This window comes from Nonomuraea sp. NPDC050783, assembly GCF_040802095.1.
Taxonomy (GTDB): domain Bacteria; phylum Actinomycetota; class Actinomycetes; order Streptosporangiales; family Streptosporangiaceae; genus Nonomuraea.
This window is the reverse complement of the sequence record NZ_JBFAHK010000014.1, coordinates 219,948-242,917: the sequence shown is the minus strand read 5'-3', so window position 1 is coordinate 242,917 and position 22,970 is coordinate 219,948. Positions and strand designations below refer to the sequence as shown.

Annotated in this window: 21 protein-coding genes; 18 read left to right on the top strand and 3 right to left on the bottom strand. The window is 71.7% G+C overall.

Annotation, left to right across the window (positions count from 1 at the left end):
* The first annotated feature begins 57 nt into the window (after positions 1 to 57).
* The 5 genes from AB0H75_RS32805 to AB0H75_RS32785 all read left to right on the top strand — a co-directional run bounded on the left by AB0H75_RS32805 (position 58) and on the right by AB0H75_RS32785 (position 8,106).
* Positions 58 to 1,563, top strand: a complete 1,506-nt coding sequence (locus tag AB0H75_RS32805; protein ID WP_367803123.1) for an ATP-binding protein — start codon at positions 58 to 60, stop codon at positions 1,561 to 1,563.
* Positions 1,564 to 1,696: 133 nt separating this feature from the next.
* Positions 1,697 to 2,383 carry a response regulator gene (locus AB0H75_RS32800; protein WP_367803121.1) on the top strand — a complete coding sequence of 229 codons (687 nt, stop codon included), beginning with the start codon at positions 1,697 to 1,699 and terminating at the stop codon, positions 2,381 to 2,383.
* A gap of 416 nt (positions 2,384 to 2,799) precedes the next feature.
* Complete coding sequence (gene aceE / locus AB0H75_RS32795) at positions 2,800 to 5,547, top strand: pyruvate dehydrogenase (acetyl-transferring), homodimeric type (protein ID WP_367803119.1); 2,748 nt, start codon at positions 2,800 to 2,802, stop codon at positions 5,545 to 5,547.
* Between the two features lie 171 nt (positions 5,548 to 5,718).
* Positions 5,719 to 7,248, top strand: a complete 1,530-nt coding sequence (locus AB0H75_RS32790; protein ID WP_367803117.1) for an alpha/beta hydrolase — start codon at positions 5,719 to 5,721, stop codon at positions 7,246 to 7,248.
* Between the two features lie 30 nt (positions 7,249 to 7,278).
* Positions 7,279 to 8,106 (top strand): maleylpyruvate isomerase family mycothiol-dependent enzyme, encoded by an 828-nt coding sequence (locus AB0H75_RS32785; protein WP_367803115.1) that lies wholly within the window; start codon positions 7,279 to 7,281, stop codon positions 8,104 to 8,106.
* A 239-nt stretch (positions 8,107 to 8,345) separates the two neighbouring features.
* On the opposite strand, the gene AB0H75_RS32780 is transcribed toward AB0H75_RS32785, so the two are convergent.
* Positions 8,346 to 8,702, bottom strand: coding sequence for a VOC family protein (locus AB0H75_RS32780; RefSeq protein WP_367803113.1), 357 nt, complete (start codon positions 8,700 to 8,702; stop codon positions 8,346 to 8,348).
* Positions 8,703 to 8,794: 92 nt separating this feature from the next.
* Entirely contained in the window at positions 8,795 to 9,523 is a 729-nt protein-coding gene (locus tag AB0H75_RS32775) for a helix-turn-helix transcriptional regulator (protein WP_367803111.1), read from the bottom strand.
* 259 nt (positions 9,524 to 9,782) lie between these two features.
* Here AB0H75_RS32775 and AB0H75_RS32770 point away from each other — a divergent pair, with 259 nt between their 5' ends.
* Entirely contained in the window at positions 9,783 to 9,911 is a 129-nt protein-coding gene (locus AB0H75_RS32770; protein WP_367803109.1) for a hypothetical protein, read from the top strand.
* 9 nt (positions 9,912 to 9,920) lie between these two features.
* Here AB0H75_RS32770 and AB0H75_RS32765 read toward each other — a convergent pair whose 3' ends face one another.
* On the bottom strand, positions 9,921 to 10,943 hold the full coding sequence (locus tag AB0H75_RS32765) for a PHP domain-containing protein (RefSeq protein ID WP_367803107.1): 1,023 nt from the start codon (positions 10,941 to 10,943) through the stop codon (positions 9,921 to 9,923).
* Between the two features lie 166 nt (positions 10,944 to 11,109).
* On the opposite strand from AB0H75_RS32765, the gene AB0H75_RS32760 reads away from it, so the two are divergent.
* The 12 genes from AB0H75_RS32760 to AB0H75_RS32705 all read left to right on the top strand — a co-directional run bounded on the left by AB0H75_RS32760 (position 11,110) and on the right by AB0H75_RS32705 (position 22,970).
* A complete protein-coding gene (locus AB0H75_RS32760; RefSeq protein WP_367803105.1) occupies positions 11,110 to 11,451 on the top strand; it encodes a hypothetical protein in 342 nt (113 codons plus the stop codon).
* A gap of 3 nt (positions 11,452 to 11,454) precedes the next feature.
* Positions 11,455 to 12,600 carry a glutathionylspermidine synthase family protein gene (locus AB0H75_RS32755; RefSeq protein ID WP_367803103.1) on the top strand — a complete coding sequence of 382 codons (1,146 nt, stop codon included), beginning with the start codon at positions 11,455 to 11,457 and terminating at the stop codon, positions 12,598 to 12,600.
* 37 nt (positions 12,601 to 12,637) lie between these two features.
* Positions 12,638 to 13,069: a DUF350 domain-containing protein gene (locus AB0H75_RS32750; RefSeq protein ID WP_367803101.1), complete on the top strand. Its 432-nt coding sequence runs from the start codon at positions 12,638 to 12,640 to the stop codon at positions 13,067 to 13,069.
* Positions 13,070 to 13,198: 129 nt separating this feature from the next.
* Positions 13,199 to 14,323, top strand: a complete 1,125-nt coding sequence (locus AB0H75_RS32745) for a PucR family transcriptional regulator (protein ID WP_367803159.1) — start codon at positions 13,199 to 13,201, stop codon at positions 14,321 to 14,323.
* A gap of 103 nt (positions 14,324 to 14,426) precedes the next feature.
* Complete coding sequence (locus AB0H75_RS32740; RefSeq protein ID WP_367803099.1) at positions 14,427 to 15,323, top strand: ACP S-malonyltransferase; 897 nt, start codon at positions 14,427 to 14,429, stop codon at positions 15,321 to 15,323.
* Positions 15,320 to 16,276 (top strand): beta-ketoacyl-ACP synthase III, encoded by a 957-nt coding sequence (locus AB0H75_RS32735; protein ID WP_367803097.1) that lies wholly within the window; start codon positions 15,320 to 15,322, stop codon positions 16,274 to 16,276. The genes AB0H75_RS32740 and AB0H75_RS32735 overlap by 4 nt, the downstream gene beginning before the upstream one ends.
* Before the next feature lie 77 nt (positions 16,277 to 16,353).
* Entirely contained in the window at positions 16,354 to 16,593 is a 240-nt protein-coding gene (locus AB0H75_RS32730; protein ID WP_367803095.1) for an acyl carrier protein, read from the top strand.
* Between the two features lie 41 nt (positions 16,594 to 16,634).
* Positions 16,635 to 17,867: a beta-ketoacyl-ACP synthase II gene (fabF, locus tag AB0H75_RS32725; protein WP_367803093.1), complete on the top strand. Its 1,233-nt coding sequence runs from the start codon at positions 16,635 to 16,637 to the stop codon at positions 17,865 to 17,867.
* Positions 17,868 to 19,292, top strand: a complete 1,425-nt coding sequence (locus tag AB0H75_RS32720) for an acyl-CoA carboxylase subunit beta (RefSeq protein WP_367803091.1) — start codon at positions 17,868 to 17,870, stop codon at positions 19,290 to 19,292.
* Positions 19,293 to 19,486: 194 nt separating this feature from the next.
* Entirely contained in the window at positions 19,487 to 20,128 is a 642-nt protein-coding gene (locus AB0H75_RS32715) for a Crp/Fnr family transcriptional regulator (protein ID WP_367803089.1), read from the top strand.
* A gap of 68 nt (positions 20,129 to 20,196) precedes the next feature.
* A complete protein-coding gene (locus AB0H75_RS32710) occupies positions 20,197 to 20,949 on the top strand; it encodes a hypothetical protein (protein WP_367803087.1) in 753 nt (250 codons plus the stop codon).
* On the top strand, positions 20,946 to 22,970 hold the full coding sequence (locus AB0H75_RS32705; RefSeq protein ID WP_367803085.1) for a hypothetical protein: 2,025 nt from the start codon (positions 20,946 to 20,948) through the stop codon (positions 22,968 to 22,970). Before AB0H75_RS32710 ends, AB0H75_RS32705 begins: the two co-directional genes overlap by 4 nt.

Sequence of the window (22,970 nt, the reverse complement as noted above, 5' to 3'; positions counted from 1 at the left end):
TTTTACCTCCCCCTCATGGGGGAGGACCCGGCATGGCCGGAACGTTACGCTGCGCGGGTGTGGGGTTTCGGGCTGCGCGGGCGGATGGCGGCCTCGTACGTGCTGGTCACGACCACCGCCGTGCTCCTGGTCGAGGCCGTCATCGCGGCGACGTTCCTGATCCCGCAGGCCAACGCCTCCGATCTGGCGTCGGCCTTGCAGGAGCAGGCCGCCGGCGACACGAAGGTGCTGAGCCTGGAGGTGGCCAGGCTGGCGGCGGCCGATCCCGGCCGCGGCGACCGCGAGCTGCTGCGCGAGGCGGCGGCGGGGGCCGCGGGCCGCACGGTCGCGGGCGGGGCCCGGCCGCACGCCGAGCCGGGCTTCGCGGTGGTGGAGACGATCGTCGACATGGACGGCGTGATCGTGGCCAGCTCCGCCCCCGGCGTCTACCGGCCGGGCACCACCCTGGAGCTCCCGCTGCCGGCCGGCGCCGTTCGCGGCCGCCCGGCCCGGCCGCCCATGGGAGCCCTGGAGCCGGAGCTCCGGCTGGAGCTGCCGATGCCGATCCGCGAGGGCGGGGGCAACGGTCCCACCAGGGCCGGACCGGCGATCTGGCACTTCAGCCCGATCCTGGTCAAGGACGCGGGCGAGCCGGGCGGGTTCGGGGCGATCGGGTTCGTGCACGCGCAGGCCCCGGCCGACGCCGCCGTGACGGACCTGCCCGACCTCACGCCCATGGTCGTCCTGACGCTGGTGGTGCTGGCGCTGGTGGTGCCGGTGGGGCTGGTGTTCGGGCTGCTGAGCACGCGGCGGCTGATCGGCAGGGTGCGCCGGCTGGCCGGCGTCACGACGGCGGTGGCGGCGGGCGACTTCCGGCCCCGGGTGCGGGTGTCGGGATCGGACGAGGTGAGCACGCTGGAGCACTCGTTCAACGTCATGACCGACCGGCTGGGCGCGGCGGTCGAGTCGGCGAGCCTCATCGCGCGTACCGAGGCCAGGCAGGCCGAGCGCGGCCGGATCGCCAGGGAGCTGCACGATTCCATCTCCCAGGACCTGTTCTCGCTGAGCCTGCTGGCGGCGGGCATGCGCCGGGCGGCGCCGGCGGAGCTGCGCGGGCAGGCGGAGGCGATGGAACGCACGTCGGCGCGGGCGATGCGCGAGATGCAGGCGCTGCTGCTGGAGCTGCGGCCGGTGGCGCTGGAGGACGCGGGGCTGGTGCCGGCGCTGGAGGAGCTGTGCCGGGCGTACGAGACCCGGCTCGGCGTCCGGGTCGAGGCGGCGCTGGAGGAGGTCGCGCTGGAGGCGGCGGCCGAGCACGCGGTGCTGCGGCTGGTCCAGGAGGCGCTGGGCAACGCGGTCAAGCACGCCGCCCCGACCACGGTGTCCGTACGGCTCGGCCGCGGCGCGGACGGCGGGGTCACCGTCTCGGTCTCCGACGACGGGACCGGCTTCGACCCGGCGGGCGTGGCCGGGCGGCACGGCATGGGGCTGGCGCTGATGCGCGAGCGCGTGGCGGAGCTGGGCGGCCGGCTCAGCATCGACAGCGGCGAGGGCGGGACGATCGTGACGGCGAGGTTGACGTGACGGCGAGGCCGGCGTGACGGCGGGACGATCCGACGGTGGGGCCGGCGGGACGGCAGGACGATCCGGTGGCGGAGCCGGCGGGACGGCGGGACGATCCGGTGGCGGAGGTGGGGCGGCCATCCGGGTGCTGATCGTGGACGATCACGAGGTCGTGCGGCAGGGGCTGCGCTTCGTGCTGGAGCAGGAGGACGGGATCGAGGTCGCGGGCGAGGCCGGCGACGGCGCCGCCGCCCTGCGGGCCGTACGGGCCCTGAGGCCGGACGTGATGCTCCTCGACCTCGTCATGCCCGGCACGGACGGCCTGCAGGTGCTGCAGGCCCTCAGGGAGGCGGGCGCCGACGGAGCCGGCGGTGACAGGACCGGCGATGACGAGGCCGGCGGCGACGGCGGGGAGCGGCCGGCCGTCATCGTGCTGACCTCCTTCCAGGACGAGGACCGCGTGGTGGAGGCGGTCCGCCTGGGCGCCCTGTCGTACCTGTCGAAGACGAGCGCCGTGGACCGGGTGGTCGAGGCGGTCAGGGCGGCCGCGCGGGGCGGCAGCGTGCTGGAGCCGGGGATCGCGGCGCTGCTGGTCAGGCAGGTACGGCGGGCCGAGCGCCCGCGCCCGCTCGACACGCTGACCCCCCGGGAGCGGGATGTGCTGTCGGCGCTGGCCCGGGGCCGCTCCAACGCCGAGATCGCCCGGGACCTGCGCATGGGCAGGGAGACGGTCAAGTCACATGTCAGCAGCATCCTGGCCAAACTGGGGGTGTCCGACCGCACCCAGGCCGCCATCTACGCCCTCCAGCAGGGCCTCGTCCCGCTGGAGGAGGCCCTGTAGCAGCTCGGTAGCAGCCCGGTAGCGGACCTGTGGCAGCTTTGCAGCCGGGCCCCTCGACCGGCGCGGCGGGCCCTGTACGGACTCCTCCAGGGACGGCCGCTAGACTCGGCCGGCGCCGGTCCCGCCCGACCCCCGCCCGCCCTCCGCCCGGCCCCGCGCGGCAGCGGCGGCGGCACGCGGCAGAGGTCGGACATTCGGGGGAAATTTCGTCCATTTTCCTGTCTTGTTAAAATGGTCGCGGGCTGTAACCTGTGATGGCGATTCGTCCTACCATCGGTGGTCTAGGCCATCGGAGACGGCCCTGCCAGCAGGGACACTCTGGTTACCGGCCAGTAGAGATGCGTTTTCTACGGCTAGCGACCAGGATGGAAGACGACCCAGACCAGACATCAGTCATTCTCGGAAGGCGAGACCCAGTGGCTTCCGGACGCCAGCGATTCTCGATCATCAGCGACGGCCTACCCAGCCAGCTGCCTGATGTCGACCCCAGTGAGACCAACGAGTGGCTCGAGTCTCTCGACAACGTCGTCAAGACCGAAGGCCGCACCAGAGCCCGCTACCTGATGCTGCGCATGCTGGAGCGGGCCCGCGAGCACCAGGTCGGCGTGCCGGGCCTGCGCAGCACCGACTACATCAACACGATCCCGCCGGAGCGCGAGCCCTGGTTCCCGGGTGACGAGCACGTCGAGCGCCGCATCCGCGCCTACATCCGCTGGAACGCCGCGGTCATGGTGTCCCGGGCCAACGCCCGCACCAACGTGGGCGGCCACATCGCCACCTACGCCTCCGCCGCGTCGCTCTACGAGGTGGGCTTCAACCACTTCTTCCGGGGCAAGGACCACGGCGAGTCGGGCGACCAGGTCTTCTTCCAGGGGCACGCCGCGCCGGGCATCTACGCCCGCGCCTTCCTCGAAGGCCGGCTCAACGAGTCCCAGCTCGACGCGTTCCGCCAGGAGCTGTCCCACGGCTTCCGCGGCCTGCCGTCCTACCCGCACCCGCGGCTCATGCCCGACTTCTGGGAGTTCCCGACGGTCTCCATGGGTCTGGGCCCGATCGGCGCGATCTACCAGGCGCGGTTCAACCGCTACCTGCTCAACCGCCAGATCAAGGACACCAGCCGCAGCCACGTATGGGCCTTCCTCGGCGACGGCGAGATGGACGAGCCCGAGTCGCTCGGCGCGATCGGCCTGGCCGCCCGCGAGGAGCTCGACAACCTCACGTTCGTCATCAACTGCAACCTGCAGCGGCTCGACGGCCCGGTACGCGGCAACGGCAAGATCATCCAGGAGCTGGAGTCGTACTTCCGCGGCGCCGGCTGGAACGTGATCAAGGTCGTGTGGGGCCGCGACTGGGACCCGCTGCTCGCCGCCGACGTCGACGGCGTGCTGGTCAACCAGATGAACACCACCCCCGACGGCCAGTTCCAGACCTACTCGGTCGAGTCGGGCGCCTACATCCGCGACAACTTCTTCGGCTCCGACCCGCGCCTGCGCAAGATGGTCGAGCACCTGTCCGACGACGACATCCGCAAGCTGTCGCGCGGCGGCCACGACTACCGCAAGGTCTACGCGGCCTTCAAGGCGGCCCGCGAGCACGTCGGCCAGCCGACGGTGATCCTCGCCCAGACCATCAAGGGCTGGACCCTGGGCAAGGACTTCGAGGCGCGCAACGCCACCCACCAGATGAAGAAGCTCACCAAGGCCGAGCTCAAGGAGTTCCGCGACCGGCTCTACCTGCCGATCCCCGACTCCGCGCTGGAAGGCGAGCTGCCGCCCTACTTCCACCCGGGCGAGAACGACCCCGAGATCCAGTACATGAAGGAGCGCCGCGCGGCGCTCGGCGGCGTGCTGCCCAAGCGGGTCCTGCGCGCCAAGCCGATCAAGCTGCCGGGCGACGAGGTCTACAAGACCTTCGGCAAGGGCTCCGGCAAGCAGCAGGTCGCCACGACGATGGCGTTCGTGCGGCTGCTGAAGGACCTCATGCGCGACAAGGAGATCGGCCACCGGTTCGTGCCGATCATCCCCGACGAGGCGCGCACGTTCGGCATGGACGCCATGTTCCCGTCGGCGAAGATCTACTCGCCGCACGGCCAGACGTACGAGGCCGTGGACCGGGAGCTGCTGCTGTCGTACAAGGAGGCCGTGCAGGGCCAGATCCTGCACGAGGGCATCAGCGAGTCGGGCTCGATGGCCTCGGCGATCGCCGCCGGCACCGCGTACGCCACGCACGGCGAGCACATGATCCCGATCTACATCTTCTACTCGATGTTCGGCTGGCAGCGCACCGGCGACCAGATGTGGCAGATGGGCGACCAGATGGGCCGCGGCTTCCTGCTCGGCGCCACGGCCGGCCGCACCACGCTCAACGGCGAGGGCCTGCAGCACGAGGACGGCCACACGCCGCTCATCGCCTCCACCAACCCGGCCGCGGTCTCCTACGACCCGTCCTGGGCGTTCGAGGTGGCCCACATCGTCAAGGACGGCCTCCGGCGCATGTACGGCGACCAGCCGGAGGACATCTTCTACTACCTGACCGTCTACAACGAGCCCTACCTGCAGCCCGCCGAGCCGGCCGGCCTCGACGTGCAGGGGCTGCTCAAGGGCCTCTACAAGTTCGCCGACGGGCCGCAGACGCAGGGCCCGAAGGCCAACATCCTGGTCTCGGGCGTGGCGGGCCCGTGGGCGATGGAGGCGCAGCGGATCCTCGCCGAGGACTGGGGCGTGTCGGCCGACGTGTGGTCGGCCACGTCGTGGTCCGAGCTGCGCCGCGAGGCCCTGGCCTGCGAGGAGCACAACCTGCTCAACCCCGAGGCCGAGCAGCGCGTCCCGTACGTCACGCAGGTGCTGTCGGGGGCCCAGGGGCCGTTCGTGGGCGTCAGCGACTACATGAAGGCCGTCCAGGACCAGATCGCGCAGTGGGTGCCGGGTGACTGGTCCTCGCTGGGCACCGACGGGTTCGGCCTGTCCGACACGCGCTCGGCGCTGCGCCGCCACTTCCACGTGGACGCGGCCTCGATCACGCTGGCGGTGCTGACCCAGCTCGTCCGGCGCAAGGAGCTCGACGGCGAGGTGCTGCGGGAGGCCATCGCCCGCTACCACCTCAAGAACGGCGTCACCGAGGCCGGCGGCGCGGAGAGCAACGACACGCAGTCGATGGGCGTCTGATCTCATCCATGAAGGGCGCTCCCGCGAATGTTCTCGCGGGAGCGCCCTCGTGTGCGGGGGGCGGGTGAGGCGGCACGTCAGGAGGGGTACGGGCCGCCTCACCCACATTTGGTGCGCAGCCGCGTATTGTGGGCACTCTTCCCCCCGAGTAGACCGAGGGGAAGTTGTGCTATGCGACGCGTCCTAGCCGCCGCGCTGCTCGTCGGGGCCGCAGGCTGTTCCACCGTTCCCGCCGAACCGGCCACCGGGTCCGCGCCGGCCGCGCCGTCCGCCGGAGAGCAGGCCAGGGGCGCCGACCAGGTCGAGTGGGGCCCGTGCACCGACATCAAGCGCCCGGACGGCGAGCCGCCGGCCCGCCAGGACGCCTCGGTGCGGTGCGGGAAGCTCGCGGTGCCGCTCGACTACGCCAAGCCGGACGGCGAGCGCATCGAGCTGGCGCTCATCAAGCTCCCGGCCACCGGCAAGGCGCGCAAGCTCGGCTCGATGGTCTTCAACTTCGGCGGCCCCGGAGCCTCAGGCGTGGACACCCTGGACCAGGCGGCCAGGGCGCTCACCGCGCTGCGCACCCGCTACGACCTGGTCAGCTTCGACCCGCGCGGCGTCGAGCGCAGCTCCGGGGTGCGCTGCGGCAGCGGCGCCGAGATGGACCGCTTCACCGCCCTGGACACCCTGCCGCCCGACGACGAGACGCACCGCGAGAGCGAGCGGATGAACAAGCAGTTCGCCGCGCTGTGCCAGAAGAACGCCGGCAAGGTCCTGCCGTACGTCGGCACCGTGAACGCCGCCCGCGACATGGACCGCATCCGCGCCGCCGTCGGCGACCCGAAGCTCAACTACGTCGGCATGTCGTACGGCACCCAGCTCGGCGCCGTCTACGCCACGCTGTTCCCCAGGAACGTGGGCCGGATGGTGCTGGACGCGCCGCTGGACCCGACGGTGAGCTTCGAGCAGCGCACGCTGGCCCAGACGCGCGGCTTCCAGCACGCCTACGAGAGCTTCCTCAAGTCCTGCGTCAAGGACGGCAAGTGCGCGGTCGGCAAGGACGCGGCCACGGCCGACGCCAACGTCGAGAACCTGATGAACGAGCTGACCGCCAAGCCGCTCAAGGTCGGCAACCGCGAGCTCACGCAGGGGCTGGCCTCCACGGGCGTGGCGGCGGCGCTGTACTCGGAGCTGACCTGGCCGTTCCTGGAGCAGGCGCTGGGCGACGCGCTCAAGGGGCACGGCGAGGCGCTGCTGTACCTGGCCGACTCCTACACCGGGCGGGCCGAGGACGGCACGTACTCGACCCAGATGACCAGCTTCCCCGCGATCACCTGCGTGGACACCGCCGAGCGGCCGAGCGAGGCCGAGCTGCGGCGTACCGAGGAGCAGTCGTTGAAGATCTCGCCGCTGTTCGGCAGCGAGGGCTCGGGCGGGCTGTGCCGGGTGTGGCCGGCCAAGGGCAGCGACCAGGCGCGGCGCGTGAACGCGACCGGCTCCGCGCCGATCGTGGTGGTCGGCGGCAAGGGTGACCCGGCCACGCCGTACGAGTGGGCGCCCAAGCTGACGGCCCAGCTCAGGACCGCGACGCTGGTGACGTACGAGGGCGAGGGGCACGGCGCGTACCTGTCGGGCAGCAAGTGCGTCCAGGGGCTGGTGGACGGCTACCTCATCGAGGGCAAGGTGCCGCGGAAGGGCGCCACCTGCCCGGCCGCCTGAGCCGTTCCGGGGGCGCCTAAGCTGTGCCGGATGGATGACGAACTGGTGGACGGCGGGCCGGCGGATCACGGGCCGATAGGTTCCGGGCCGATGGGTTACGGGCCGGTGGATTACGGGCCGCACATCGAGCGGGAGACCGAGCGCCTCGCCGGGCTGGCGGGCGACCTGTCGGTGCCGGTGCCGTCCTGCCCGGGATGGACGATGGCCGAGCTGGTCACGCACGTCGGCCAGACGCACCGGTGGGCGGTGCACATGGTGCGTAACCGGGTGCAGGAGCGGCTGTGGTCGCGCCAGGTGCCCAGCGGGCTGCCCGAGGGGCGCGCCGGCGACGCGGAGTGGCTGCGCGCCGGGGCGGCCGAGCTGGTGCGCACCCTGCGCGAGACCGATCCCGGCATGGAGGTGTGGACCTGGGGCCCGGACCGGCGGGCGGCCTGGTGGCCGCGGCGGATGGTGTTCGAGCTGGTGGTCCACCGGGCCGACGCCGAGCTGGCGCTGGGCATCGACCCGGTGATCCCGGCGGCGCTCGCCGCGGACGGCGTCGAGGAGTTCCTGCACAACCTCCCGTCCGCGACCTGGGTCACCCGCTCGCTGGCGGAGCTGGGCATGGAGGGGGCCACGATCCACCTCCACGCCACCGACGCCACCACCGGCACCACTGGCGCCGGTGAATGGACGATCACGCAGGGCCCCGCCGGGAGGATCACGTGGGCGCGTGGCCACGCCAAGGGCGACCTCGCCGTGCGAGGGCCGGTGGCGGACCTGCTCCTGCTGCTCTACGGCCGGCGCTCGCCGGACACGCTCACGGTCTTCGGCGACCGGGACCTGCTCGCCCGCTGGCTGGCCGCCGCCGCCTTCTGACCGGTTCTTCCTGGCCGGATCTTTCTGGCTGAATCTTTCTGGCTGGATCTTTCTGGCCGGGATGAAGCCAAGGCCCTGGACGCGCCGCCGCTCGGCGATCGGCGGCGTGTCCAGGGCAGGAGGTGAACCGCTCCGCGCCCGCCGCTCCGGAGTGTGAGCCCTGGGAGCGGGCGGCGCGGGCGGCCCGTGGGGGCCGGGGTCTGCGGGGAAGGCGCTTCTCCCGGCCCGCGCACGGGGCATCACCTGCGGTGGAAGACCCCGAAGAGGCTGCCGGAGACGTCGTGGATGTAGGCGAAGTCGGTGCCGGCCCCGTCGTCGATGACCTTGGTGACCACCTTGCCGCCGAGCGCCTCGCTCCTGGCGCAGGTCTCCTCGACGTCGGCCACCTGGACGTGGAAGACCGCGTGGCCGGGGAACTCGCCCTTGGTGTTGAAGAGGCCGCCGGCCGGCTGCTCGCCACCCGGGTAGCCGATCATGCGGTAGTCGATCGGGCCGTCGTCACGGGTGAACGTCCAGCCGAACAGGCCACCGTAGAACCGCTGGGCACCCTCGGGGTCGTCGGTCGCGACCTCGAACCAGGTCACCGTGTTGTCCATCGTCGTCTCCTCGTTTCTCGAACAGGACAACGATCTGACGCGGAAGCGACAACCCTATGTCGGTGTTTCCGCTTGACTTTTCGAACATACATCTAGTCGAGAACCGTTCCGTGCACGATCAGCTCGGGAATGTCGGGCGCGAAGCCCTCCAGCGGCCGGTCGGGGCAGCGCTCGGCGGTCAGGCCGGCGGCCTCGATGCGGTCGAGGCGGAAGACCCGCACGTCGTCGCGGAGCCGGCACCAGCCCACGAGATACCAGAACCCGCCGCGCCCGCCGAGGAACAGCCCCGGCTCGACGTCGCGCGCGGTGAGGGCGCCCTTGGCGTCGGCGTACTCCAGCCGGAGCACGCGCCGGCGCAGCAGCGCCTCCTCGATGGCGCGCGAGACCCGCTCGGAGCCGGGCGGCCTGACCTCGCCGCCGCCCTCGCCAGGCTCGCGCACGAGCCGCACCCGCCGGGCCAGCTCCCTGGCCGCCTCGCCCTCCGGGCCCGGCATGGCGGCGACCACCTTGCGCAGCGCGCTGCGCGCGTGGCGGGCGAACGGCTGGTCGCCGGCCCGGCTGAGCGCCACCGCGATGGCCACGGTCTCGGCCGGGCTGAAGTTGAGCGGGGGCAGGGACATCTTCTTGTCGATGGCGTAGCCGCCCCTGCGGCCCGTCTCGGCGTATATGGGGACACCCGACTCCTGGAGCGCGGTGATGTCGCGCTCGATCGTGCGCACGCTCACCTCGAACCGCTCGGCGAGCTCGCGGGCGGATCGGCGGCGGGGCGAGATGGCGCGCAGGTCCTCGACGAGCGCGTAGAGCCGGTCGGTACGGTTCACAGCCGTGACGCTACGCGCCACCACCGACAATCGCGGCACGCCGGCCGCCACCGCCAGATCCCCCTTCCTCTTCCGCCACATGACTGTTACCTCGCTGGCCACATCCGCGGCCCTCCGGGCGGCCTTCTCCCGGCGGCCGGCTTTCCCTCCGCGCAAAACCCCGCCGCCTTTTCGCCGCCCCACCCGTCCGTGGCCGCGGAGTGACACCCCTATGACCAGGAGTTACAGATCGTGCACGCACGGTAGTAGCGTTCAGGGCATGCGCGCACGAACGACGATCACCCCCCTCGTCACCGCTTGCGGCGCGGTGCTCGCGCCGGCCTCCCCCTCGGTCGCGAAGGAATGGACATACCGGACGGGCTCCTACAACCGCACCGTGACCTGCTGAGCCGGCCGGTCAGCTCCGGGTCCAGTCGAGCAGCCGGTCCAGCGGCCAGGTGTTGACCACGCGCTCCGCCTCGATCCCGCACCGCGCCGCCCGCTCGCAGCCGTACCGCTGCCAGTCGAGCTGGCCGGGCGCGTGCGCGTCGGAGTCGATCGCGAACACGCAGCCCATCTCGTACGCCAGCCGCATCAGCCGCTTGGGCGGGTCGAGCCGGTCGGGCCGGGAGTTGATCTCGACCGCCACCCCGAACCTCCGGCACGCCTCGAAGACCAGCTCCGCCTCGAACTCCGACTCGGGCCGCCTGGCCCCTCGCTTGCCGCCGCCCTGGACCACCCGCCCCGTGCAGTGCCCGAGCACGTCCACGCGCGGGTCGGCGATGGCGGTGACCATGCGGCGGGTCATGGTCTCGCCGTCCATGCGCAGCTCGGAGTGGACGCTGGCGACCACCACGTCGAGCCGTTCCAGCAGCTCGGGATCCTGGTCGAGCGAGCCGTCGCGGTTGATGTCCACCTCGATGCCGGTGAGGACGCGGAACGGCGCCAGCCGCTCGTTGAGCCCGGCCACCACGTCGAGCTGGCGCCTGAGCCGGTCGGCCGACAGCCCGTGGGCGACGGTCAGGCGCGGCGAGTGGTCGGTCAGCGCCCAGTACTCGTGCCCGAGCGCCCGCGCCGCCTCGGCCATCTCCTCGATCGGCGAGCCGCCGTCCGACCAGTCGGAGTGGCTGTGCAGGTCGCCTTTGAGCGCGGCGCGCAGCTCGGCGGTCCCGGCGTCCAGCTCCACCCCTTCGGTGGCCCGCATACGTCGCAGATATGTCGGAACCTGGCCATCGAGACTTTCGTTCACCACAAGGGCGGTGACCTTGCCGATGCCCGGCAGGTCGCCGAGGCGGCCGTCGCGGGCCAGCCGGGCGAGCTCGTCCTCGGGCAGCTCGGCGACGACCGCGGCGGCGCGGCGGAAGGCACGCACCCGGTACGTCGGCTCGCCGGCGCGCTCCAGCAGGAAGGCGATCTCGCGCAGCGCCTCGACCGGGTTCATGCCTTCCTCCTACCCCGACACGCCGTGCGAGCAGCGCTGACGGATTGAACACGGACGACGGCCACCGATAGGCTGATCGGCCTCTGAAAGCAGGAGCTAGATGGCAAAACCGCCCCAAAACCAGTCGAAGCCGCCCCAGGGTCGTAAGTCGTCCAAGGCTATCCAATTGACCGTTCTCGGCGTCCTCTCGGTGATGCTCGTCGGCTACTGCGCCGCCACGGCGGACGACGACGACGTCACCGCCGACTGCGTGGTCCAGCTCGACGACGGCACCTACCAGGTCGTGGACGACGACTACTGCGACGACGACGGCAACGGCAGCGGCCACTCCACGCACTACTACGGCGGCTCGCGCGGGGCGTACATGTGGTACTACGGCGGCCGCAGGGTCGGCAACAAGATCCAGGGCGGCACCACCATCCGGCCCTCCAACACCGACGTCACCTCCCGCAGCGGCAAGTCCATCCAGCGGGGCGGGTTCGGCAAGAGCTGGGGCGGCGGGAGCTGAGACGTGCGCCGCGAACATGGCACTCCCAGGGACGGCTGGGAGAAGACGATCGAGGGGCAGGGCCTGGCCTACCACCGCGCCGCCCACCCCGCGGGCCTCGGCAGGCCCTACTGGGACGAGTCGGTGCACTACGTCTTCTCGATGGAGGAGATCGAGGCGCTGGAGGAGCAGGTCGAGGAGCTGCACGGCATGTGCCTGCGCGCCGTCGAGCACGTGGTGACGACCGGCCGCTTCGCCGACTTCGCCGTCCCCGAGTGGGCGTGGGAGGAGGTCGCCCGCTCGTGGGAGCGGCGCGACCCGCACCTGTACGGCCGCTTCGACCTGCGCTACGACGGCACCGGCCCGGCCAGGCTGCTGGAGTACAACGCCGACACGCCCACCTCGCTGGTGGAGTCGTCGGTGGTGCAGTGGTTCTGGCTGCAGGACCGCCACCCCGGCGACGACCAGTGGAACTCGCTGCACGAGCGGCTCATCGACCGCTGGCGCGAGCTGCGGCTGCCGCCGGGCCCGCTGCACTTCGCCTTCACCAACGCCGACGAGACCGGCGAGGAGGCCATGACGGTGGCCTACCTCCAGGAGACCGCCGAGCAGGCGGGCCTGCGCACGATCTCGGTCGCCATGGAGGACATCGGCTGGGACGAGCTCAACCGCCGCTTCGTGGACGCCGGTGACGAGGTGATCCGCGCGGCGTTCAAGCTGTACCCGTGGGAGTGGATGCTCTCGGACGACTTCGGCCGGCACGCCGTGCGCCACGCGACCTGGATCGAGCCGCTGTGGAAGTCGCTGCTGTCGAACAAGGCGCTGCTCGCGGTGTTGTGGGAGCTCTATCCCGGGCATCCCTCGCTGCTGCCCGCCTACCTCGACGGGCCGCGCGAGCTGACCTCCTACATCGCCAAGCCGCTGCTCGGCAGGGAGGGCGCCTCCATGCGGATCGTCACCCCGGAGGGCACGCTGGAGACGCCCGGCGGGTACGGCCGCGAGGGCTACGTCCACCAGGGCTTCGAGGCGCTGCCGGACTTCGAGGGCCAGCGGCCGGTGCTCGGGGCCTGGATGGTCGCCGACGAGGCCGCCGGGCTCGGCATCAGGGAGACGACCGGCCTGATCACCGATGACACCTCCTCCTTCGTCCCCCATCGCATCGCCGGCTGACCCGCCGGGCGGCATCCATCCGAGTCAAGGAACAGACGTGACCCTTCTGGAAACCCTCGCCCGCGGCGCGGGCGCCATCGCCTCCTACGCCGCCGTCGGCGTGCTGCTCATGATCGTGGGCTTCTACGTGATCGACTGGGCCACGCCCGGCAAGCTCAGCGAGGTCATCCGCTCCGAGCGCAACCCGAACGCCACCCTGCTGGCCACCTCCGCCCTGGCCGCGGTCGGCCTGATCGTGGCCGCCTCCATCTGGGCCTCCGGCGGCCGGCTGGCCGAGGGCCTGGCGGCCACGGCGGTGTTCGGCCTGGTCGGCATCGTGGTGCAGACCGTGGCCATGCTGGTCTTCGACCGGATCGTCGGCATCTCCGTACGCGAGCTGGTCAAGGAGACCGAGCTGCAACCCGGCGCGCGCCTGCTGGCGGTGACGCACGTCGCGATCGGCCTGATCACCGCGGTCGCCGTCATCTGAGCGTCGTCCGACCGGCGGACGGGAGGCGGGCGGGTCCGACCGGCGTCGCGGCCACGGGGAGCCACCTGGCACTCTAGAGGCGTGACAGACCGGACCCGGGAGGACACCACGCGCAGGCTCGAGCGGGCCATGGGCTCGCTCGGCACCGCGGCGATGGCCCGCATGGACGAGCAGCTTCCCTGGTTCCGCGCGCTCAGCGCCGAGGACCGCTCGTGGGTGGGGCTGGTGGCGCAGGCCGGCATCGCGGCGTTCGTCGAGTGGTTCTCGACCGCCGGGGAAGACCGGCCCACGCCCAGCATCGAGTTCTTCGGCACCGCGCCGCGCGAGCTCAAGCGCTCGATCTCGCTGCAGCAGACCGTCGACATCGTGCGCGTCGTGGTCGAGGTCGTGGAGGCGCAGACCGACGAGCTGGCCGCCCCCGGCGGCGAGGACCAGCTCCAGCAGGCCATGCTGCGCTACACCCGCGACGTGGCCTTCGCCGCCGCCCACGTCTACGCCCGCGAGGCCGAGGCCAGGGGCTCCTGGGACGCCCGGCTGGAGGCGCTGATCGTGGACGCCCTGGTCCGCGGCGAGGTGGACGACGGCCTCCACTCCTGGGCGGCCGCGCTCGGCTGGACCTCCTCCCCCGTGGTCGTCATCGCCGGCCACGCGCCCGAGGGCGACCAGCGCGCGGTCGTCGACGGCCTGCGCGAGCGGGGCCGCCGCATCGGCATGGACCTGCTGGCCGGCGTCCAGGCCGACCGGCTCATCGTGATCGTCGGCGGGGCGGGCAGCGTCAACGACGCGGCCAGGCAGGTCGTCTCCCGCTTCGGCATGGGCCCCATCGTGATCGGCCCCGAGGTGCCCGACCTGCACTCCGCCCCCCGCTCGGCGCGGGCCGCGCTGGCCGGCCTGAAGGCCTCCGCCGGCTGGCCGGACGCGCCCCGGCCGGTGCACGCCGAGGACCTCCTGGCCGAGCGGGCGCTCGACGGCGACGAGGACGCCAGGGAGCAGCTCATCGAGAACGTCTACCTGCCGCTGGCCGGCACGCCGCTGCTCGACACGCTGGCCACCTACCTGGAGCAGGGCACCTCGCTGGAGGCCACCGCGCGGCTGCTGTTCGTCCACCCCAACACCGTCCGCTACCGGCTGAAGAAGATCACCGAGCTGACCGGCTACCAGCCGACGGAGGGCCGCTCGGCCTTCACGCTCCAGGTCGGGCTGATCCTCGGCAGGCTCGCCGAGACCGCCGTAACCTGGCGGGCCCTAACGTAATCCGACCGAAATCCCCATTGTGGGTTTCCTACAAATCGGCCCGGACAAAGTTCGTACGGATCTCCAGCCGCGTGTCGGACTTCTACAGGGCAAGGTGGAATGCGTGCTTGTACTCGTCGCTCCGGGCCAAGGCGCCCAAACTCCAGGCTTCCTCACACCCTGGCTCGAGCTGCCCGGCCTGGCCGACCGGCTCGGCGCCTGGTCCGAGGTGGCCGGGATCGACCTCATCGCCTACGGCACGACCGCCGGCGCCGACGAGATCCGTGACACGGCCGTCGCCCAGCCGCTGCTGGTGGCCGCCGCGCTGGCCTCCGCCGAGGCCCTGGGCGCCCGGCCGGACGTGCTGGCCGGCCACAGCGTGGGCGAGTTCGCCGCGGCCGCGCTGGCCGGGGTGCTCACCCCCGAGCAGGCGCTCACGCTCGTCCGCGAGCGGGCCCAGGCCATGGCCAAGGCCGCCGCGGTCACCGAGACCGGCATGACGGCGGTGCTCGGCGGCGCCGAGGACGAGGTGCTGGCCGCCATCGACAAGCACGGGCTCACCCCCGCCAACATCAACGGCGCCGGCCAGATCGTCGCCGGGGGCACGCTGGAGCAGCTCGCGGCCTTCGCCGAGGACGCCCCGGCCCGCGCCCGGCTGCGCCCGCTGTCCGTGGCGGGCGCCTTCCACACCCGGCACATGGCTCCGGCGGTCGAGAGCCTGCGCGCGGCGGCCGCGGCCGTCACCCCCGCCGACCCGCGGGTCACGCTGCTGTCCAACTCCGACGGCCAGGCGGTGGCCGGCGGCGCCGAGTTCGTCGAGCGCCTGGTCAGCCAGGTCAGCAACCCCGTCAGATGGGGCTCCTGCATGGAGACCATGGCCGGGCTCGGCGTCACCCGGATGATCGAGCTGCTGCCCGGCGGCACACTCACCGGCCTCGCCAAGCGCGCCCTGCGCGAGGTGCGGACGGTGGCACTGAAGACCCCCGACGACCTCGACGCGGCCAGGGAGCTGATCAAGTGAGGATTCCCGACATCGCCCCCGGTGCCCGGGTGCTGGCGTTCGGCCACTACCAGCCGGCCAATGTCGTCACCAACGACGACCTGGCCAGGAACATGGACACCAGCGACGAGTGGATCCAGTCGCGCGTCGGCATCAAGGAGCGCAGGGTCGCCGCCGACGGCGAGTCGGTCGAGGACATGGCGGCCATCGCCGGCGGCAAGGCGCTGGCCGCGAGCGGCCTGACGCCCGACGACGTCGATCTGGTGATCGTCGCCACCTGCACGCTGGAGACGCAGATCCCCAACGCCTCCGCCGTCGTGGCGCACCGCCTCGGCATCAGGGCTCCCGGCGCGTTCGACGTCAACGCCGCCTGCGCGGGCTTCTGCTACGCGCTCGCCACCGCCAGCGCCGCCGTGCGCGGCGGGTCGGCCAGGAACGTGCTGGTCATCGGGAGCGAGAAGCTGTCGCAGTGGGTCGACTGGACCGACCGCTCGACCGCCGTGATCTTCGCCGACGGCGCCGGCGCCGCGGTCGTCGGCCCCGCCGAGACGCCCGGCATCGGCCCCGTCGTGTGGGGCAGCGCCGGCGACAAGTCCGAGGCCATCCGGATCCAGGACCGCACGACCTTCCTCCACCAGGAGGGCCAGACGGTCTTCCGCTGGGCCACCACCGCGCTGCACCCCGTGGCGCTGGAGGCCTGCGAGCGGGCGGGCGTCGATCCGTCCGAGCTGTCGGCCTTCGTCCCCCATCAGGCCAACCTGCGCATCGTCGAGGCCATCGCCCGTAAGCTGGGCGCCGACAAGGCCGTCGTCGCGCGCGACATCGTCAACGCCGGCAACACCTCCGCCGCCTCGATCCCGCTCGCGCTGTCGCGCATGCTGGAGCGCGGCGAGGTGCGGTCCGGCGGTCTCGCCCTCGTGCTGGGTTTCGGCGCGGGGCTCACGTACGCGGGTCAAGTGATCGAGATTCCGTAGGATCGCTGCCCGTACCACTCGGCTCGTGCGGTCCACGACCGCACGGTTTCCAGGAAAACCAAAGGAGAACCACCACCATGGCTGCCACCGAGCAGGACATCCTCGCGGGCCTCGGCAAGATCATCAACGAGATCACCGGCATTCCGGCCTCCGACGTGACGCCCGAGAAGAGCTTCGTGGACGACCTCGACATCGACTCCCTGTCCATGGTCGAGATCGCCGTGGCCGCCCAGGACGAGTTCGGCGTCGAGATCCCCGACGACCAGCTGAAGAACCTGAAGACGGTCAAGGACGTCCTCAACTTCATTCAGGGCTGAGCACACTGCACACCGGAACTGATCAGCAAGGAGCGCGAAAAGTGAGTGCGAACCGGGTACGTGTCGTCGTCACCGGGCTCGGCGCGACGACGCCCCTCGGTGGGGACGTCACCTCGACCTGGGCGGCGCTCCTCGCCGGTCAGTCGGGTGTCGAGACCCTGACCACGGACTGGATCGACACCGTCCCCGTGAAGTTCGCGGGGACGGCCGCGGTCGATCCCGCCGAGGTGCTGCCGCGGCCCGAGGCCCGCAGGCTCGACCGCAGCGAGCAGTTCGCCCTGGTGGCCGCCAGGGAGGCCTGGCAGGACGCCGGCGCCCCCGAGGTGGCGCCCGAGCGGCTCGGCGTCGTGGTCTCCAGCGGCATCGGCGGCATCATCACCACGCTCAACGCCTACGACACCTACCGCGAGCGGGGCTGGAACCGGCTGTCGCCGTTCACCGTGCCCATGCTCATGCCCAACGGCCCGGCCGCCTGGATCGGCCTCGACCTGGGCGCCCAGGCCGGCGTGCACGCCACGGTGTCGGCGTGCGCGTCCGGCGCCGAGGCCATCGGCAGCGCCATGGACATGATCAGGGCCGGCCGCGCCGACGTCGTGGTGGCCGGCGGCACCGAGGCCGCCATCCACGGGCTCAACGTGGCGGCCTTCGCCGCCGCGCGGGCCATGTCCACCCGCAACGACGACCCGGCCGGCGCCTCCCGCCCGTGGGACCGCGACCGCGACGGGTTCGTGCTCGGCGAGGGCGCCGGCATCGTGGTGCTGGAGTCCGAGGAGCACGCCAGGGCGCGGGGCGCGCGCGTCTACGCCTACTGCGCCGGCGTCGGCTACTCCGCCGACGCCCACCACATCACCCAGCCCGAGCCCGAGGGCCGGGGCATCATCATGGCGATGACCCAGGCGCTCAACGACGCGGACGTCACCGGGCTGGACGTCAAGCACGTCAACGCGCACGCCACCTCCACCCCCGCGGGAGACGTCGGCGAGGCGCAGGCGATCGCCAAGGCCATCGGCGCCCACCCGCTGGTCACCTCGACGAAGTCGATGACCGGGCACCTGCTCGGCGGCGCGGGCGGCATCGAGTCCGTCTTCACGATCAAGGCGCTGCAGGAGCGCGTCGTCCCGGCCACCATCAACCTCGACAACCTCGACGACGGCATCGACGTGGATCTCGTCTACGGCGCGAACCGCGAGCTGCCGCACGGCGACCTCGCCGCGGTCAACAACTCGTTCGGCTTCGGCGGGCACAACGTGTCCGTCGTGTTTAAGGGGGCTTAAATGACCGTGCTCGACAACGGGGTGGTGACGCGCGACTCCGACCAGGAGCCCGCCGATCCCCGCGATCCCATCGTCCGCCTGTCCGCGCTGCTCGACGAGGGCTCGCTGCGGCTGATCACTCCCGTGGACAAGAGCGGCGTCCTGGCCGCCATGGGCCGGATCGAGGGCGTGCCCGTCGCCGCCTTCTGCAGCGACGCCCGCTACCAGGGCGGCGCGATGGGCAGCGAGGGCTGCGAGCACATCGTGCACGCCTACGACGTGGCCGTCCGCGAGCGGGTGCCGATCATCGGGATCTGGCACTCCGGCGGCGCGCGCATCCCCGAGGGCGTCGAGTCGCTGCACGCCGTCGGCACGGTCTTCGCCGCCATGACCAAGGCGTCCGGCGTGGTGCCGCAGATCTCCGTGGTCGTCGGCCCGGCGGCGGGCGGCGCGGCGTACGGGCCCGCGCTCACCGACCTGGTCATCCTGGCCGACACCGGCCGGATCTTCGTCACCGGCCCCGACGTGGTCCGCAGCGTCACCGGCGAGGACGTCGACGCCGCCGCCCTGGGCGGCCCCGAGCCGCACAGCAAGCGCAGCGGCGTGGTCCACGTCGTCACCAAGACCGAGACCGACGCCTACGTCAAGGCGCGCCAGCTCGCCACGCTCCTCGGCCACCAGGGACGGGTGCGCGCGGGAGAAATCGAGGAAGTGGACTTCTCCACGCTGCTGCCGGAGTCCGCGCGGCGGGCCTACGACGTCAAGCCGCTCGTCAACGGCCTGCTCGATGAGCCGGGCATCGAGCTGCACCCCAAGTGGGCGCCGAACATCGTCACGTCGCTGGGCCGCCTCGGGGGCCGGACGGTCGGAGTGATCGCCAACAACCCGATGCGGCTCGGCGGCTGCCTCGACGCCACGTCCGCCGAGAAAGCCGCTCGCTTCGTACGTATGTGTGACGCCTTCGGAGTGCCGTTGGTTGTCCTGGTGGACGTTCCCGGTTATCTGCCGGGCGTCGGGCAGGAGCACGACGGCGTGGTGCGGCGCGGCGCCAAGCTGCTGCACGCCTTCGCCGAGGCGTCGGTGCCCCGGGTCACGCTGGTGACGCGCAAGGCGTACGGCGGGGCGTACATCGCGATGAACTCGCGGGCGCTGGGCGCCACCAAGGTCTTCGCCTGGCCGACCACCGAGGTGGCGGTCATGGGGGCCGTCGCGGCGGTGCGCGTGCTCAAGCGGCGCGAGCTGGCGGCCGTCCCCGAGGAGGAGCGGGCCGAGCTGGAGCAGCGGCTGGCCGAGGAGCACCAGAAGCTGGCCGGCGGGCTGGAGCGGGCCCAGCAGCTCGGGGTCATCGACGAGGTGATCAAGCCCGAGGAGACCCGCGGCGCCATCGCCAAGCTCCTCGCCCAGGCCACCCCGGCCCGCGGCGCCCACGGCAACATCCCGCTGTAGGGCCTGCGACAAAGGAGTCCTCCGTACCCACGCCGGTGGGTACGGAGGACTTTTGCTGTGCCCGCCTCTCCCGGAGCTGTTGGTCCGGTCTCTCTTCGGTGTCATAGTGCGGAAGAGGTGGAGGTGCGCCGTTGGTCAGTCACCGCGAGAACCCGTGGCCCCTTGACACGTTCCTGGCCAGGCTGCCTCGTGGCATGCCCGCCGATCTCACGGAACTCGGCACCACGTGCTCGATCGAGCACGGCACCACATTCCTGCGCCAAGGCGAGCCGGGGACCCTCGTCTATCTGATCCTGCAAGGAGCGGTCAAGATCACGGCGTCCGCGGAGAACGGGGAGCGCGTGCTCCTGGCCATCCGGGTGCGGGGCGACCTCGTCGGCGAGATGGCGGTGCTGGGCCGCGGCACCCGCAGCGCCGACGTGACGGCCTGCGGGGCGGTGACGGCCTGCGCCATCCGCGGGAACGCCTTCCTCGGCTATCTGCAGCGTCACGCCGCCGCGGCGTTCGCTCTTTCCGGGACCTTGAGCGAGCGCCTGCTCTGGGCCAACCAGCGACGCCTCGAGTTCGCGGGGTTCCCGGCCGAGGTCTGCCTGGCGCGCATCCTCCTGGCGCTCGCCGCCCGGCACGGCTTCCGGACACCGCGAGGCTGGGACACCGGCGTGCCCCTGACCCGTGCGGAGCTCGGCGGGTTGATCGGTATCAAAGAGCCCACCGTGCAGAAGGCCATGAAGGCCCTCGCCGATCGCGGCCTGATCGTCCGTGGTCAGCGGCGCGCGATCATCACAGACCTCCCCGGGTTGGCCCAGTTCGCGGAACTCGTCCCGCTCAACCGGTAAAAATCCCGGACGCCGTTCGCTGGGTGGCCCACCCTGCTCAGGAGAGGCACGCACGCGAAGGAGCCAAGATGAACGACACACCGGAGTACCGCGCGATGTTGACCTACGACATCGAGAGTTACAGCACACGGAACAACGCCGACCAGTACGCGTTGCAGTCCGCCATGATCCGCCTGCTCGACCTGGCGGCGGGCGCCACGGGGCTCGGCCTGCTCGACTGGAAGCGGCAGCCGCAGGGCGACGGGGAGTTCGTCGTGCTCCCTCCGTCCGTCCAGCCCGCCCTCCTCGTCGGCGCCTTCACCGATGCGCTGTGCCGGGCCCTGCACGACTACAACGCCTCGTCCACCCCGAGGCTCCGGATGCGGCTGGCGATCCACGCTGGACCGATCCACGTGGACGGCCCGGCGGGCTCGCCCGGGCGGCACGCGGTGACGAGCGGCCGCCTGGTGGACGCCGGGCCGTTGCGGGCGGCGCTCCGCGCCGTGCCGGAAGCGCACCTGGGCATCGTCGTCTCCGACACTTTCTACGCCGACTACGTCGGCCAGGGCTACGGCGGGCCCCCACCCGACCGGTTCCGCCGCGTGACAGTGCGGGTCAAGCAGCAGCAGTACATCGCGTACGTCTACCTCCCCGGGCACGACGTGCACGCGCTCGACGACCTGGAGACCCAGCCGGAGGAGGCCGGCGATGAGCCACGTCCCTCCGGCACTGCTGTCGGCAGGGACTGGTACGGCGGGAACGTGGTGACCACGTCGGGCGACGGCGTCAGTTATGTGGCCGGACGCGATCTCACGGTGCCGGAGCGGAAGCCGCGGCGATGACCGAAGAGAGCGGCTCCGCGCCTTCCGACGACGCCGCGAGCCCTGCCACCGAGCAGTCACTGGCCGAGAAGATCGAGCGGGAGCAGAAGGAACGCCGGCTTCGCGCCGAGATCATCGATGTCGGACGGAACTGGTACGGAGGCTCCGAATACCGGGCCGAGGACGGCGGAACCGTCTTCGGCGCCGGACGCGACCTCTACATCCAGCACCCAGAAGAGGACGTCTTCACCATCCCGATCCCCGCCGGCAGCGTGGACCGAGCCCGGGGCTGCATCGTGGAGACGGCCTCGCAACGAGAGCTCCTGGCGCGTCTGGCCGCCGGATCGGTGGCCCTGCTGAGGGGCGAGCCGCGCAGCGGCAGGTGGACCACCGCCCTGTCCGCGCTCCTGGAGCTGGGCCGCACGTGCCACACCCTCGGCGCCAAGGACCTCAAGAAGGTCCGCCCGGCCCACCTACGCGGAGGTCACGGCTACTTACTACGGGCGGACGACGCCACCTGGCTGCGTCATCCCGAGACCGTGCTCGACCAGCTCCGCGCCGTCGCGGTGAAGAGCAACGCGGTGATCGTCGCGCTCGTGCCCGTGGACTGCGTCATCACGAAGTCCGTGGTGACGCACGAGCCGCCTGCCGCGATGGACGTCCTCCGCAGGCACGTCACGTATCTGGCCGAGGAGCTCCAGGAGGAGCTCCAGTCGCACCTCCACCGCCTGCACGACCACGTCATCGGCTGCCGGCCGGCCGAGGCCGTGGAGGTCGCCCAGCAGTTCGCGGAGGGGTTCCGCCAGGGACGAGCGCTCAGCGACATGATCAGCAATCTTCCGTACGCGGCTCTGACGGAGCTGGAGAGGAACCTTGAGAAGGACGACGCTCCCAGCCTGGCACGTCACTTCCTGATCAGTAGCTCCGTGCTCTTCGGGCTGCCCGAGGCCGTGGTGTCGGAGGCGGCGCTGGCACTGGCGAACAGGATCCGGCAGGAGGAGCAGCGGGAGGAGGATGCCGAGGAGGAGCGTGGCCTCCAGGTCTGGGAACGCCTCAGCCAGTGGATCGACTACTCGCGCCTGAGCGAGGCGGAGGGTATCCGCGGCGGGGAGGGACGGCGCATCGACGTACGCCCCGGCCTCGCGACCCGGCTGCTGCCCTCGCTCTGGACCCAGCTTCCCGCGATACGGCCGGCCCTCTACGACTGGCTGTCCGACCTCGCCGGCGGCGACGACTGGCGCGCCCAGGTCAAGGCGGCTTACGCGATCGGCCGCCTGGCGACCTGCGACTACGACATCATCGACAAGAAGTTCTTCACGCCCTGGAGCAAGGAGCGGGAGAAAGCCCGCGCCCTCACCTGGGCGCTGGAAGCCGCGGCTCTGGCCGACCGTGATGTCGCCGTCCTGGTCGGACGGACGCTCAACGCGTGGGCGACCGGCACGTACAACCAGCGTATGGCGGCAGCGCTGGCCTACGGGTCCGCCATAGGCGTCGGCAATCCCGGCGACGCGCTCAGCGCCTTCCGCACGATCGCCGTCGCTGCCTCCTACCTGGAGACCTGCGACGCCGTGGCCAGGTCGGTGGCCGAGGTCTACACGCCGTCGACCGCCGGCAGAGTGCTGGGCGAGCTCGCCCGATGGGCTGACGGCGACAAGCTCAGCGAGCAGGTCACCGCGGCTCTCGCCTTCGTCCGGCTGGCCTCCCTTCCGCAGGAGCACGACACGTTCCCCGCCCTCCGGGACCATCAGCCGGTGACCGACCTGGCCTCGTTGTGGATCAACGCCTTGCACTGCGGCCTGTCGAGGACGTACGGCAAGAACACCTATCCCGCGTACACGCCCGGCTCCTGGGAGCTGATGGCCGACTGGGCGCAACGCGCGACCGGCGACGCCATCGTCGATCTGATCATCGAGGACGTCCTGGCCAGAACCACGGACAGGCTGAGGAAGCCCTGGCTGTTCTATCTGCATCTGTGGCAGAAGCGATCGATCATCACCCCCGAGCAGTTCACCCGGTACATCCGTCTCGTGAAGGATCGATGA